Raw genomic sequence first — 12,904 nt, forward strand, 5'->3', positions numbered from 1 at the left:
AGTAATTCCACGAAACACAACATGCGGCATGTGAATCCCTCCGTTAGATAGCTTTATATTTGCTCACATCATAGCACAATTTATTTTGCTGTACTAGAATCTATTGGTACATTTCAATGACATTCTTAAGAATGATCATATGTTATTGAAGCAATACATGTATTGTAACTATTTAAAACATTTGAGAGCTCGGTAATTGGGTAAATAAAAAATGCCGTATCATTCTCCCTGTAAGGAGGCATGAGGGGGGCCTCTATTAGGAAAGGGATGGTGCGCTTATATATTTTAAAAAGAAAAGGCACCTTAGGGTGTCTTTTCTTTATACAAAAAAAGACGCATAAAGCACCTTGGTTTAGTTTTTACTATATTGCGATACCGCCAGCATTTTGGAAAAAACTAACGCTAAGCAAAAAATAAAATAAGCCGTCCATATGGACGGCTTATTTACATAATTATCGATATGGGAAGTGAAATTTATACTTTATCATTGGTCTTTTTTAATCTACTAGCCCTTAATTCTTTGAAATTCTTGATTAATTCTTCTCCGAAAATATAAATAACTTTTTCCCATGGATGCCCTAAATAACCCCACTTAAAGTCTTTTTGCAAAAAGAAATAATAATCTCCATCCGGAAAAAATGGGATTTTCCATTGATGATCCTTTTCGTTTAGATTTAAATTTAAACTAGGATTCATCCAGTAGCTATCATGATGCCAATCTAACGCATATATATATTCATGTTTCTCGGTACATAAAATAAGAGCTTCCAATAATATATGATCAAAAATATAATCATCGTCATCAGTCCATTTTCCTTCAAAATAATTAGGTAAATCATAAGTAATATATGGACAAGAAAATTTAAATGACTGTTCACCATCTATATTAGGATTAAAAGCAAATTCATCATAAAATCTATCCCAAACATTCTCATATTCTTGTTCATTTAACAAAATCCATTCTTTCAAACTCCGTACCTACTTTCTAATATTATTATATAATTAAAATACCACGATGAAATTGTATATTCTATTCATTGCTAATTTACATAACACATTAATTTTCGGTAGCAAGGACAAGGAGGAAACTTACTCTCACAAGGAAACCTTCTTTTTTCGTTCTATGGACCTATGCATTTTTTTATACATTCTTATTCTGGCGCGGTTTTAGGGTTCTCGTTTGTTACTGGATTAGCCAAAAAACTGTATAAAATCTTGCATGCTCTTAGCGTGTTTTTTTCCGAAATGCTGGCGGTACCCCATCGCCATCAAGCTAAGAAAAGCGGATACCCCAAAACGAAAAAATTGAGAACGAGAAGTGATTTTTTATTGGCCTATATCCTTTATGTAGATAGTCACAAGAGTTAATATGTATAATATATAAACTAAAGAATAGTTGTTATAAAATTCGTAACAAAAATTCATATGGAGGGTATTAAAAGTATGGAGAAAAAAATCTTATCTGAGACAGTAAATGACATGATATTATCTGGTAAGAAAGTTGATACAATTAAAAATAAAGATGAAATTAAAAGAGTATTTGCCAATGAAGGAATACCCTTTTTTGATAAAGTAATTGATTTTCAAGTATCATTTGGTGGCATTTGGTATAAAATTGGTGAAAGATTTTATACAGGTTTCCGAATGGATATGTTTTTCTTCAATGAATTTGAAGAAAAATATGAACTTAAATTTTTTGAAAAAGAAAACGGAAAATACTATGTTCAATGTATGGATTATCATTATGCAGGAGATTTTGGACCTTGTATTGATGAGGATGGGAAAATATATGATTTCTGCATGGGACGTTTTTTCATTAGAGCTGACAATATAGAAGAATTTTTAGACGATGATGCAATTAAATATTATATGGTTAATAAGCATAAAACTTGGCTAACACGTGGGGCTAAAATTAGTGAAATTGATGAGTTTAAAAAAACGGAAGCTTTAAATAAAATTAAGAGAGAATCATTTTCAGATAAATATTTTGAGTGGTGGTGCAATACCGAAGAAACAATTTTTGTAAGAATTGATTTAGTAAATAAATATGGTTATGCAAACGTATATTGTAAAGACCAAAAGATATTAGAGCAATTGTATAAGTCGGACATACCAGTAAGTGTTTTTCCACCTAATAACTGAAAATAAATATTAATTTTGAACCAAAGTAGTTTATTTTAGAGGTCCGGCCACATCGCTATCAACTTAAGAAATTAAATGTTCCCCAAAACGAAAAAAATGAACTGAATTCTCATGGACACATATGAAAAGATGAAATTTTCGTTTTGGGGGCACTTCAAAATGTTAGCTTGATGGATGTGTGGCGGTACCCCTATAAAAGGACCACGATCATATACTTAAAATTCAATACAGCCTCTTTAAAAGCCTATACGTATTTTCCCTCCATCTTCTATATGCTTCCGTAAATAATAATACTTATGGAGTTCTATAATCATATAAAACAAAACAAACGAAAACACTGTACATGCACACATAAATACAATTGCCCCCATCTGTTTTGTTGCAATACTAAGAATTATATTAGCAATTAACTGCCCCAATCCAGCTGCAATAGCTGCTACTTTTACACCACCAGTTCCTTTCGACGATTTTGATTTTTTTCTTGGTTCCTGAAGTTTTTCAATATGATTTTTATAAAAATGATACAAAGCAAAACCATACAAACCAACTGAAAAAATAAAATAAATAGGAGTTTGTAATTGTAACACTTCATAGGCATATTTTTGAGTTATAACCAATAATCCGACTGAACATATGGTGCCATATACTCCTCGAAATAGAGTGTATTGTAATTGTCGTTTCCGAGGATTGATAGCAATCCATATCGCCCACAAATTTAAAAAAATAACTGGAGGAGTTACTATATATACATAGAGTAATCGAAAAGGATTCGCAAAAGCAGGCAAAAGAACAAACACGTCTGCTCCCAAAAGGACAAGGCCAATTACGTGGACTCTTATTTCATTTACAGGATAAAGAGCCATATAATGTGCAAAAGCTTTCTTATTAAAATCTATACTTTTTTTCATGTTAATTAAACCACCCCGCTACTGTTGACCAAGCTTTTTTCGAACCCGTTTTCACCATATCCTTAATACTGTCATCTTCACCATCACCATCTGAATCAACATCCCATTTCACACCTCCTGTGAAATATGTTAGTCCTACTGAAACAGCAAATCCAGCTGCGGCAACCGCCAGAACTGGTGCTGCTGGGAGGGCCATAACTGTAAGAGCCGTTGCCCCTACGGTTACTACTCCTCCTATAACAACATTACCAATAATATCTCCTGCGATTTTATCACTTGATTCATTATTTTTGATATTCTCACTTGTATCCATATATGAGTCTATACCCACACTAAACCATCCAAGCTTATCCTTTAAAGTCATTTTAGACGCACTTAGCACACTTCCATTTTTTATAAGAGCATCTATTTCTTTTATCGTCTTGCTAGCAGTCCCATTTTTCATTTTTGCCGCGACATCATCTACATAATAAATCTTATAATCCCTATACTTTCCATTAATTTTTTTATTGCCCTTAAAACCGGAATATTCTCTTACAAGGACGCGCTGTGCTCTTCTGTCCAAATCGTATGTTACCTTATAACCATTAATTACCTTATTAGCCTTTTCTATTACTGCCGCTGCACCTGTAAGTGTTCCGAATATATTCCCCAGTCCATCCAATGGTGCATTCCAATTGAATCCAGTCATACCTAAAAATGAATCTTTTTTGTCTACTTCACCAGATTCAGAATCCTTATTTAACCTTTCAACTTCACGAGCTTTATCTTCTGTAATTTTTTGAATAGGCCCCGTCCAATCCATATTCAATCCTTGTGTACTAAATGTACCGCTGACGCCACTAAACCCTTTCCCACTTTGAACTTCCGCAAGACCTGTAGCAATACTAGTTGCTAATTGAATTGCTGTACTATAGTTATTACTAGAGGTCTGATTGAATCGATACAGATGATCCAGCTTTTCTTGCAATTTTTGCCTCATGACAATAAAAAGATTTACCATGGCATCCATACTCGGGATTGGCATAGCTTGGCTGACAGCTTCCATACTTGTTTTCATTCGGTCAATTTCTCGAATTTGTTCTAGTATTTCTTGTTCGATGACATCTGTTGAAGCTACTTGTGATTGAAATTGATTTGGAAAGGCATCATTATCCTATTGTTCTTTATAGGAACCCTCCTGGAAAAATATTGTGGATATAATTATAACAATAAATGGATAAAGTTTCCTCAAAAAAATATATTTTACAACATATGTGTTTGTTATAGTTTTCAATAGGTAATGTAGTATATCGTAGAGGTAAAACACTAATGGGAAAGTAATAAAATGATGATAATGATTTATATTATGCTGTATAGGCTGGAAAGGTGATCCAATTGATGTTGTTAAAATGCCAGATGGCAAATTTACGACTATTAATAATACAAGAGTTGCTGTAGCTAGAGAGGTTGGAATAGAAGTTCAAGCAACTATTAGAAACTATAATGATCCACTTCCAGCAAATCTGGTTGATAGATTTACAACTAAAAAGGGAGTACCTAAAACTTGGGGTGAAGCTTTAGACTTACGAATTCAAAAGCAAAAGGCTAGTTTTAGAAATAATAATCCGATGGGGTCATTTGATTTAGAAAAAATGAAATAGAAAGAAGTGCTATAGCTATGGAAAAGTTTTACGTTGATAAAGATATATATATATATCCTGAATCTTACCAAAAATTGATCGAATTGAATTTAGTTGATTTTGATGTATGGTATTTAATTGAATCTGGACAGGGTACTAGGAGATATCATGATTTAAAGGAAAGGTATCCCAGACGAAGTTTAATTCCTTTTGCTAGAAGAGATGACAACGATGATATAGCATGTTTTGAAATTGGCAAAGGAAGTAAAGTTCAACTTATTCATGATTTTGCTTCTGAAGGTTTTGAACAAAGAAAAGAGTTTGGTGATTTTTGGGAGTGGGTCGAATTTGCTATAAAAGAAATGATTGATTACAATCGGAGTGAAGAAATTGAATAAACAAAAATTCTATACAAATTTAAGTAAAGAAGTATCTTATGCTTTACGTCATGCTCCGTGGGAATACGAATTGGAATTAGATGAAAATGGTTGGGTGTCTGTGGACCAACTTTTACACGCGCTTCATCAATCAATTGAATGGAGAGATGTGAAAATAGAGGATTTAAAAATAATGATTGAGAAATCAGAGAAAAAAAGACATGAGCTAAAAGAAAATAAAATTCGTGCGTTGTATGGACATTCTGTTCCCATGAAAATAGTAAAGGAAGAAGGCGTTCCACCTAAGTTCCTTTATCATGGTACATTTCCTCACTTTTTAAATTCTATTGAATCCAATGGGCTATCACCTATGTCTAGACAATTTGTTCATCTTTCTGAAGATCTTGCAACTGCTGAATTAGTGGGAAAAAGAAAAGATAAGCATCCTGTTATTTTAGGAGTTAATACTGAAAAAGCTAGAGAAGAAGGCATTAAATTTTATTTAGGAAATGAAAAAGTTTGGTTAGCAGATGAGATTCCTAGTGAATTTATCGCAATTTATAAAAATTGATTTAGTCTATTTTGCTAGATTCTGAGGGCAAGAAAAGAACTTTTTGAAGAAAAAGTTTTCTTTAGGATTGGATATTTCAATGAACCATGTTATATGGCTTGGAGTAAGTGAAGAGAAAGTTACATATGGAGAATAATCAACAAAAGAGAACTCAAATGTGAGGTCTCTTTTGTTGATTTAAATTAAAAATTATTATTTAAGTGGATGCTCTTTTGCAACTCTTACTTTACAGACACATAGGCTTCATTTGCAGTTATATAGTATGTTTTACCCTTACTATTGTGTACTTTGTACTGTGGTGATTCATTAACCTTTACCTTTGCATTAATTGTGAAGCTTAATCCTGTATCTACAGAACCAGCAACATCTTTATCTTGCTAAGATGGAGCATCATAGAAACGTAGATTGTTAACCTTAGAAACAACACGCTTCCCTACAATAAATGGAAGTTTCATTTTAACTGGATATCCATTTTGATAATAGGAGGATGATTATGTTATTAGAAGACAATTTCGATAATCTCGAAGATGATGAAGTATTTCAATTTCTAGGGGGGGCTTTTCATCAAGATACTTTCTATGAAGAAGCGCTCCAAGAATTACTAGAAGAGACATCAAAAGAGTATTTGCAAGATGCTGTTATTTTTCTAACTGAATTTATTCAAAGCGATTATAGTAATACAGAAAAAAATGAATACATACGGTATTCTGCAGATGGAATATATTTTGATGGGTTAGAAATAACACCATTAGAATGGCTTGAACAAACAGTTAAAACGATAAAACAAGCATTAAAAAATAATTAGTAAAAATTGACCGCCCGTAATAGGCGGTCTTTTGTTCATATTACTTCACATTCACATACGCATTACTAGCCGTAATGTAGGCTGGTCTTTTTGCACATGGTAGATCTGTTTGGGATAAATCAATTCAAAATGCTAAGGATACTCTTCAAAAATTCCAATCTTCTTCACCTTCTGGTGGGCGTGTTAATAAAGTTAAAGAGAATGGTAAGCTTGATAAAGAGGAAAATGCTACTAAGGGGATGGATAATACTAGTAAGAAAACTAGCGGAGATAATCCAAAAGTAACTGAGGAATTAGAGGGACCTGTTATTGATGGAAAGCGAGTTGGAAGTGGAGCAAAGATTGATAAGGTAAAACCTATTTGGGGGAAGAGATAAAAATGGAAGCCCATCATAGTAAAAGAGTTTCCTCATGTCCCTAAGGAACATGGCTTTTCTAATATTGTTGATAATTACTCAAGATTTGCTGATGAATTTCCATTAGTAGGAGGAAATCGCGTTAGTGGAAGATTCTTCTAAATAGAAGGAAGCAACGGTGGTAAAAAAGGTGCCTTTGAGTGGATTGTTGAACTAAATGGAAATGTAAGTCATAGAAAAATTATTGAAAATGGTATTGTTACAGGGAAACCAAATCAAGTTCCAAAAAAGTAAAAGGAGAATTATATGGATTTAATAGATTTTAAGAACAAAGGTCTTAAGTATGATTGGAAAACTATTTATACTGGTGTAAATAAAAAATATTTTGAACCGAATGTCATTTCTGATTATGCGGTGGAACTAATGGAAGCTGGTGATGATGAAGCCTTTGTTAATGAACTAGCTTGGGGAATAGATTCTAGTGATTTAGATAAAACTTTGTTTGAAATTAAAGATTTCCATTTTCCTAATTTAGAAGAAAATAGTGAAGAATTACAGAATGAGAATAGGAAACTCAGATTCGTTTACTTATCTAAGTTAAAAGAAAAGATTACTGATGAGGATGAACTATTAAATAGAATTGCAGAGTTTTATGATAGACATGATTATCCTGAAGATATGACAAGTTTTATTACTTATATGCCCCAAGATACCCCAGCTACGAAGAAAGATTTATTAAATAGGTTTTATAAATTTTTGGATTCAGAGAAAAAATTTATTGAATAGCTACTTTGCTAGATTCTGAGGGCAAGAAATTAACTTTTTGAAGAACAAGCCTTCTTTAAGATTGAATATTTCAATGAACCATGTTATCTAGTTTGGAGTAAGTGAAGAGAAAGTTACATATGGAGAATAATCAGCAAAAGAGAACTCAAATGTGAGGTCTCTTTTGTTGATTTAAATTAAAAATTATTATTTAAGTGGTTGCTCTTTTGCAACTCTTACTTTACATACACATAGGCTTCAATTGCTGTTACAAAGTACATTTTACCTTTGCTGTTATGTACTTTGTATTGTGGCGCTCCATTCACAGTTACCTTTACATCAATGGTAAATCCTAATCCTACATCTAAAGTACCAGCAACATCTTTATCCTGCCAAGTAGGAGCATCATAAAAACGTAGATTGTTAACTTTAGAAACAACACGCTTACCAACAATAGAGGAATCCACTGTGCTTTTCTTATTAAACTTCACATAAGGTGGATCGTTCTTAATCCATTGCTCTCCACCAAGATTTAACAAACCATCCCTTTCAGCCTATACAGCATAATATAAATCATTAGCGTCATTTTCCCCTAAAGATTGGCATCCGCAACAAATCGTAGACAATATAAACGAGGCATACGGCAATAAAATCCACATGGGTGGTAATACTAATATCTATGATGGAGTAGGGATAGACGGTCTACCTATTCGTTTGTTTCTAGATGGTAATGGTAAAATTATTTCCGCATTTCCAAGACAAGGTCGATAATTAATTTTTGAAGGAGAAAATAATATGAATTACAAATTTGAATTACTTAGTACAGGTAGTTTGGTTATTAGACTACCAAAGGAATTCGATATTTTAGAAGCTTTTTTAAATGTAGAGGTATCTGAATTCGGTAATTGGATAGCAGAAACTGTAGATAAAGTTTTAAACGAGAAAAGTGATCATGAAAAAATAAGTGCGAATATTTTTGGAGCAGATGTTCGAAAAGATAAAACTTTTATATTTAATAAGTATGATGAAGATGAAATTGAAATCCCCCTTGAAATAGAAACTATTACATTACGAAATCTAATAGATATTTGGTTAAATGAGCACACAAAATTGACAACCGAAAAAAATAATAAGTAAATAATGTTACATACAGTACGAAAAAGACCGCCCGTAATAGGCGGCCTTTTTCGTTAAATTAACGCGCATTCACATACGTATCACTAGCCGTAATCTAGAACACTTGCCAACTACTCAGTTTCCCTATGGTAAATTATCTAAAATAAAAAGTAGTACCGTATTTCCAGATGGTTGGCGTGACACAAAAATAATAAACAACGTTGAGAATATCGGGAATTTTGGTACCGCCCCAAATGGTATGAAGATTAGATTATTTATTGCTTCAAACGGAAGAATCATTTCAGCATTTCCAATCTATTAATTTATAAAGGAGATAATATTTGCTTATGAAATACACATATAGAATTTATGAGGGTCCCTTAAACACCCTAATGATTGAATTACCTGAAAAAATTTCTTTAGTTGCAGATTTTTTAGAAGATGATATTCATAGCAATCATGGTATAGAATATTTGGATAAGGTATTAAATGGAGAATTAGATTTTCTTGAGATGAGCGGGAATAGTTGTGACTTAGCAATAAAAGCAGATTACACAAGAATTTCACACCGTTATTATGAAGATGGAGAAAATACTTGTGAAATTGAAACTATTGAATTAAAAAACTTGATGTTAATATGGTTAGCAGAATATGAAAATTACTTGCAAAACCGTGACTCTAAATAGAGGAAGGAATTAAAATGGAAGGTAATATTGGGCGTGGAATACAGAGAGGTTCTACAACAGCTCATGATATGAAAAATGCCAAAATTGTCTTAAAAAAAGACGGAAATGGAAATTTCATTTTAACAGGTTATCCAGTTGACTAATAGGAGGAAAGAAATATATGCTATTAAAAAGAAATCCAGAAGATCCGGTTTATCAGTTTTTAGCAGCAACATTTCATCAAGATACATTTTACGAAGAAGCACTCCAAGAGTTACTTGAAGAAGAAAGTACGGAAAATTTACAAGACGCTATTATTTTTCTAGCTGAATTTATTCAAAGTGATTATAGTGATAAAGAAAAAAATGAATACATACAGCTTTCTGCAGATGGGATATATTTTGAAGGATTAGAAATAACACCATTAGAATGGCTTGAACAAACAGTCAAAACGATAAAACAAGCATTAAAAAATAATTAGTACAAAAAGACCGCCCATAGTAGGCGGTCTTTTATGCATATTACTTCAAATTCACATACGCATTACTAGCGGTAATGTAGTATGTATTCCCTTTCGAGTTGTGTACTTTGTATTGCGTTGATCCATTGACAGTTACTTTTACATCAATGATAAATCCTAAACCCGTATCTAAAGTACCAGCAACATCTTTATCTTGCCATGATGGAGAATCATAGAAACGTAGGTTATTAATTTTAGATACAACACGCTTACCAACAATAGAGGAATCCACTGTGCTTTTCTTATTAAACTTCACATAAGATGGATCATTCTTAATCCATTGCTCTCCACCAAGATTTAACAAACCATCCCTTTCAGCCTATACAGCATAATATAAATCATTAGCATCATTTTATTACTTTCCCACTAGTGTTTTACCTCTACGATATACTACATTACCTATTGAAAACTATAACAAACACATATGTTGTAAAATATATTTTTTGAGGAAACTTTATCCATTTATTGTTATAATTATATCCGCAATATTTTTCCAGGAGGGTTCCTATAAAAAACAATAGGATAATTGGACATACATACTGGGCACTCCCCTTCTTAAATACGTTCATAGAAATATAGAAAGGGGTTATACGATGGGACAATTTCAAAGTAATTTTCAATCGGCACAACAAATCGCTACGCAGATGAGAGCAGCTTCGGATACCATCCAAAGTGCAACAAATCGCTCTATAAAAAAGGCGACGCGTACTACGCTTTCTGTTAATTCAAAAGCACAAGAAGCGAATCAACAAGTTTTAGATTTAACGAAACAATTTTCTGCTGCTTTTCAACAAGCGGTTGATAATATTCATTCGGTAGCTAACGAGTTTGAGAGAATGGATAACGAACTTCAAAATACTTTTCGCTAATGTAATAACCTATGTAAAGTAAAACGCTAGGAGGAAAAAGATGAGTCAAGATATTGAAAAACAAATGAATCAATTAAATCAAAAATTACGAAGTGTATTTGAAGAACAGAATCGGAATCAATCTGCGATTCAAACACAGGAACAAGTAGAAGAAGATTTTTATGTATGGAAAAATCAAAACCATCGTTTGTTTGACCGTATTTTAGGAACTTGGCATAGAGATAGAGAAATGTCGCTGTTTTTTATGAATATGCGGCAAGATGCACAATATATTGAGCGAAAACTTATTTTCGAATTGGAAGATCAAAAAGAAACATTGCTTAAGGAAAAACGAAATCTTAGTGACTTAGAAAATGACCTTTACTATCAAAAACAGAATCTAGCAAAGGAGGTCAATTCATGAGTTTGAATATGTATCTAGGGGAAGTGCATACGCAAACACAAAGCATGAACGCTGTATGTACGGCTACGATTCAAGGTATGGAACAAGCGATTCAGTCGATTGATGCTTTTGCAATGGATACTGTTCTACAAGGACAAACATATAGCAGTGCAAAATCATTTTTTGTACAAACCTTTCGTCCTTTAGCACAAGGAATCATTTACTTATGTGAAGAATTAATCCGTCAGAACGAAGCCTTTCCAAGTCAATTTCAATCAAGGGTGGCTTCAACTGATGTTATTGAACAAGAATTATTAGAACAAATCCGAGAAATTGATCGCATGAAAACAAGTATGGAAGCTATCAGTCAAGTTATGCCAATACCAGGTATGGACGCTATGGCGAATCTTTTTACTATCATGAGGAAAAAACTGCAAGAAAAGTTAGATCATCTGTATCAATTCAATCAGACCTCTAGCAATAACTATAGTACAGCAATGCAATTAGCCGCTAGCATTGCGACAGGTTTGGCGGAAGTCCAAAGTGGAAAAGGCTTTAGTCCTGCAAGTGGCACGTTTAGTACACAAGGATTGAATATGGAATGGACGACTTCTATCCAAGCGATTACAGAAGAGAAATCTCGAAAAGCTGACCGTTCAATTAAGGATGGAGAAATGTGCGGTAGGATAGAAGAGAAATCTCCGATTAGAAAGGCTTGGGACGATAAGGTAGACGATGTAGTTAAAATGTTCGAAACAGTAAAAAAGATGTGGAATGGTACTGTAATCGGAACAGGGAAAGCTGTTGAGGATGAAATCAAGTCCATGGAAACTTTAAGTAATATGGATATAGGAACTTTTATTAATGTTACATATGCGGCTTTACATTTGGATGAAACGATAAAAAATATGTGGCATACATTTTCAAATTCTGTGAAACGAGATATTATAGATGGAGATGCAGAGAGCGGTACACAATGGATCACTTATGGATTAACACAAATAGCGATCGGTCTACTTGCCGATAAGGGACTGGGTAAAGCAGGCCTCGTCACAAAAGGAGCAAAAGGAGTAGGTGGAGCAAGTACAATCGCTAATGGAGTAAAACTAGCAAAAGAATTGAAGCCAGCGCTTGATATGTTACAATCTTTTAAGAGAGATGCTTCATATGCTTTCTCTAGTGTTGGTGGAAATATCATAACCAAAATACCTCAAGGTGAATTAATTCAAGCCTATTATAAGTTTGCAAAGTCTAAAGATGGTAGTACGGGTAATGGTAATTTCGGTGGTAGTAAAAATACAAATGTGCATGACTTTGATGCAAAAACAGCTACAAATAAACAAAAAGGTAATTATGGTGAAATAAAATCAAGTGATAATTTATTAAACAATCAAAGTTTAAAAGATGCTGGATTTGATTTAAAGCCAGTCGGCAAAGGTGCACCATCAACCATAAATGATAAAATAGTAAAAGGAATTGATGGATTATACGAAAATGCAAATCCGAATTCAAATATTAAATACGTTATTGATGAAGCTAAGTTTGGTAGTTCACAATTAGGAAAAACTAAAGATGGACCACAAATGTCAGATGGTTGGTTGACAGGTACGAAAACTGAAAAAAGTAGAATATTGAAAGCTGTTGATGGAGATAAACGATTAGCAGATAAGATTACGAAAGCGTTGGAAGATAGTGAAGTTGAAAGAGTACTATCAAAAATCGATAGTAGTGGAAATGTAAAAACATATAGGTTAGATGCAGAGGGTAACAACATTGGAGAATGGCCATAATTTTAGAAGCTAGGAG

At 33.1% G+C, this 12,904-nt stretch carries 16 protein-coding genes and 5 pseudogenes; 15 read left to right on the forward strand and 6 right to left on the reverse strand.

Translation table 11 applies throughout. The features are described 5' to 3' along the window. Positions 1-474: 474 nt before the first annotated feature. Positions 475-969 (reverse strand): DUF2716 domain-containing protein, encoded by a 495-nt coding sequence (locus MR109_RS27115; RefSeq protein ID WP_085313783.1) that lies wholly within the window; start codon positions 967-969, stop codon positions 475-477. A 474-nt stretch (positions 970-1,443) separates the two neighbouring features. Between MR109_RS27115 and MR109_RS27120 the strand changes: the two genes are divergently transcribed. Continuing rightward, a complete protein-coding gene (locus MR109_RS27120) occupies positions 1,444-2,142 on the forward strand; it encodes a hypothetical protein (protein WP_242274546.1) in 699 nt (232 codons plus the stop codon). Positions 2,143-2,378: 236 nt separating this feature from the next. Here MR109_RS27120 and MR109_RS27125 read toward each other — a convergent pair whose 3' ends face one another. Further along, entirely contained in the window at positions 2,379-3,050 is a 672-nt protein-coding gene (locus MR109_RS27125) for a hypothetical protein (RefSeq protein WP_242274547.1), read from the reverse strand. A 1-nt stretch (position 3,051) separates the two neighbouring features. Beyond that, positions 3,052-4,203 (reverse strand): annotated as a pseudogene (locus MR109_RS27130) (LXG domain-containing protein); the annotation flags it as partial. A gap of 238 nt (positions 4,204-4,441) precedes the next feature. Here MR109_RS27130 and MR109_RS27135 point away from each other — a divergent pair. From MR109_RS27135 to MR109_RS27145, 3 genes are read left to right on the forward strand one after another with little or no spacing between them, the layout of a single operon-like run. Next, positions 4,442-4,693 (forward strand): hypothetical protein, encoded by a 252-nt coding sequence (locus tag MR109_RS27135; RefSeq protein WP_242274548.1) that lies wholly within the window; start codon positions 4,442-4,444, stop codon positions 4,691-4,693. A gap of 17 nt (positions 4,694-4,710) precedes the next feature. Then, on the forward strand, positions 4,711-5,070 hold the full coding sequence (locus MR109_RS27140) for a hypothetical protein (RefSeq protein WP_242274549.1): 360 nt from the start codon (positions 4,711-4,713) through the stop codon (positions 5,068-5,070). Continuing rightward, the gene (locus tag MR109_RS27145) at positions 5,063-5,620 is read left to right on the forward strand and encodes an RNA 2'-phosphotransferase (protein ID WP_242274550.1); all 558 of its coding nucleotides are present in this window, start codon (positions 5,063-5,065) and stop codon (positions 5,618-5,620) included. The genes MR109_RS27140 and MR109_RS27145 overlap by 8 nt, the downstream gene beginning before the upstream one ends. 221 nt (positions 5,621-5,841) lie before the next feature. Here the strand turns inward: MR109_RS27145 and MR109_RS27150 are convergent. Next, positions 5,842-6,060 (reverse strand): annotated as a pseudogene (locus MR109_RS27150) (N-acetylmuramoyl-L-alanine amidase); the annotation flags it as partial. Between the two features lie 53 nt (positions 6,061-6,113). On the opposite strand from MR109_RS27150, the gene MR109_RS27155 reads away from it, so the two are divergent. The 3 genes and pseudogenes from MR109_RS27155 to MR109_RS27165 all read left to right on the forward strand — a co-directional run bounded on the left by MR109_RS27155 (position 6,114) and on the right by MR109_RS27165 (position 7,567). After that, the gene (locus MR109_RS27155; protein WP_242274551.1) at positions 6,114-6,425 is read left to right on the forward strand and encodes a contact-dependent growth inhibition system immunity protein; all 312 of its coding nucleotides are present in this window, start codon (positions 6,114-6,116) and stop codon (positions 6,423-6,425) included. A gap of 95 nt (positions 6,426-6,520) precedes the next feature. Beyond that, positions 6,521-7,075: pseudogene (locus MR109_RS27160) on the forward strand (hypothetical protein); the annotation flags it as partial. A gap of 12 nt (positions 7,076-7,087) precedes the next feature. Then, positions 7,088-7,567: a DUF2247 family protein gene (locus tag MR109_RS27165; RefSeq protein ID WP_048517401.1), complete on the forward strand. Its 480-nt coding sequence runs from the start codon at positions 7,088-7,090 to the stop codon at positions 7,565-7,567. Positions 7,568-7,782: 215 nt separating this feature from the next. On the opposite strand, the pseudogene MR109_RS27170 reads toward MR109_RS27165, so the two are convergent. Continuing rightward, positions 7,783-8,097 (reverse strand): annotated as a pseudogene (locus MR109_RS27170) (N-acetylmuramoyl-L-alanine amidase); the annotation flags it as partial. Between the two features lie 76 nt (positions 8,098-8,173). Here MR109_RS27170 and MR109_RS27175 point away from each other — a divergent pair. From MR109_RS27175 to MR109_RS27200, 5 genes are all read left to right on the forward strand, one after another. After that, positions 8,174-8,317: a hypothetical protein gene (locus MR109_RS27175; protein ID WP_374202588.1), complete on the forward strand. Its 144-nt coding sequence runs from the start codon at positions 8,174-8,176 to the stop codon at positions 8,315-8,317. A gap of 24 nt (positions 8,318-8,341) precedes the next feature. Continuing rightward, positions 8,342-8,683: a hypothetical protein gene (locus MR109_RS27180; protein ID WP_242274552.1), complete on the forward strand. Its 342-nt coding sequence runs from the start codon at positions 8,342-8,344 to the stop codon at positions 8,681-8,683. A gap of 326 nt (positions 8,684-9,009) precedes the next feature. Next, positions 9,010-9,348 (forward strand): hypothetical protein, encoded by a 339-nt coding sequence (locus MR109_RS27190; protein WP_242274554.1) that lies wholly within the window; start codon positions 9,010-9,012, stop codon positions 9,346-9,348. A gap of 8 nt (positions 9,349-9,356) precedes the next feature. Further along, positions 9,357-9,491, forward strand: coding sequence for an RNase A-like domain-containing protein (locus MR109_RS27195; RefSeq protein ID WP_374202589.1), 135 nt, complete (start codon positions 9,357-9,359; stop codon positions 9,489-9,491). Between the two features lie 17 nt (positions 9,492-9,508). Next, a complete protein-coding gene (locus MR109_RS27200; RefSeq protein WP_242274555.1) occupies positions 9,509-9,808 on the forward strand; it encodes a contact-dependent growth inhibition system immunity protein in 300 nt (99 codons plus the stop codon). Between the two features lie 40 nt (positions 9,809-9,848). On the opposite strand, the pseudogene MR109_RS27205 reads toward MR109_RS27200, so the two are convergent. Beyond that, positions 9,849-10,166, reverse strand: a pseudogene (locus MR109_RS27205) (N-acetylmuramoyl-L-alanine amidase); the annotation flags it as partial. 274 nt (positions 10,167-10,440) lie between these two features. Here MR109_RS27205 and MR109_RS27210 point away from each other — a divergent pair. Genes MR109_RS27210 through MR109_RS27220 form a run of 3 tightly spaced genes read left to right on the forward strand, consistent with a single transcriptional unit; the run spans position 10,441 to position 12,888 of the window. Beyond that, positions 10,441-10,716, forward strand: coding sequence for a TIGR04197 family type VII secretion effector (locus MR109_RS27210; RefSeq protein ID WP_242274556.1), 276 nt, complete (start codon positions 10,441-10,443; stop codon positions 10,714-10,716). A gap of 40 nt (positions 10,717-10,756) precedes the next feature. Then, the gene (locus tag MR109_RS27215) at positions 10,757-11,119 is read left to right on the forward strand and encodes a DUF3958 family protein (RefSeq protein ID WP_242274557.1); all 363 of its coding nucleotides are present in this window, start codon (positions 10,757-10,759) and stop codon (positions 11,117-11,119) included. Next, positions 11,116-12,888: a T7SS effector LXG polymorphic toxin gene (locus MR109_RS27220; protein ID WP_242274558.1), complete on the forward strand. Its 1,773-nt coding sequence runs from the start codon at positions 11,116-11,118 to the stop codon at positions 12,886-12,888. Before MR109_RS27215 ends, MR109_RS27220 begins: the two co-directional genes overlap by 4 nt. The last annotated feature ends 16 nt before the right edge of the window (positions 12,889-12,904 follow it).

Origin of the sequence: Bacillus cereus group sp. BfR-BA-01310 (assembly GCF_022664325.1) — a bacterium.
Taxonomy (GTDB): Bacteria; Bacillota; Bacilli; order Bacillales; family Bacillaceae_G; genus Bacillus_A; species Bacillus_A paramycoides.

Bases quoted from the DNA above. Each gene is read 5' to 3' on its own strand.
- MR109_RS27135 (WP_242274548.1), top strand. From the start codon at position 4,442: ATGCCAGATGGCAAATTTACGACTATTAATAATACAAGAGTTGCTGTA.
- MR109_RS27120 (WP_242274546.1), top strand. From the start codon at position 1,444: ATGGAGAAAAAAATCTTATCTGAGACAGTAAATGACATGATATTATCT.
- MR109_RS27165 (WP_048517401.1), top strand. From the start codon at position 7,088: ATGGATTTAATAGATTTTAAGAACAAAGGTCTTAAGTATGATTGGAAA.
- MR109_RS27140 (WP_242274549.1), top strand. From the start codon at position 4,711: ATGGAAAAGTTTTACGTTGATAAAGATATATATATATATCCTGAATCT.
- MR109_RS27190 (WP_242274554.1), top strand. From the start codon at position 9,010: ATGAAATACACATATAGAATTTATGAGGGTCCCTTAAACACCCTAATG.
- MR109_RS27125 (WP_242274547.1), bottom strand. From the start codon at position 3,050: ATGAAAAAAAGTATAGATTTTAATAAGAAAGCTTTTGCACATTATATG.
- MR109_RS27180 (WP_242274552.1), top strand. From the start codon at position 8,342: ATGAATTACAAATTTGAATTACTTAGTACAGGTAGTTTGGTTATTAGA.
- MR109_RS27200 (WP_242274555.1), top strand. From the start codon at position 9,509: ATGCTATTAAAAAGAAATCCAGAAGATCCGGTTTATCAGTTTTTAGCA.
- MR109_RS27210 (WP_242274556.1), top strand. From the start codon at position 10,441: ATGGGACAATTTCAAAGTAATTTTCAATCGGCACAACAAATCGCTACG.
- MR109_RS27215 (WP_242274557.1), top strand. From the start codon at position 10,757: ATGAGTCAAGATATTGAAAAACAAATGAATCAATTAAATCAAAAATTA.
- MR109_RS27155 (WP_242274551.1), top strand. From the start codon at position 6,114: ATGTTATTAGAAGACAATTTCGATAATCTCGAAGATGATGAAGTATTT.
- MR109_RS27220 (WP_242274558.1), top strand. From the start codon at position 11,116: ATGAGTTTGAATATGTATCTAGGGGAAGTGCATACGCAAACACAAAGC.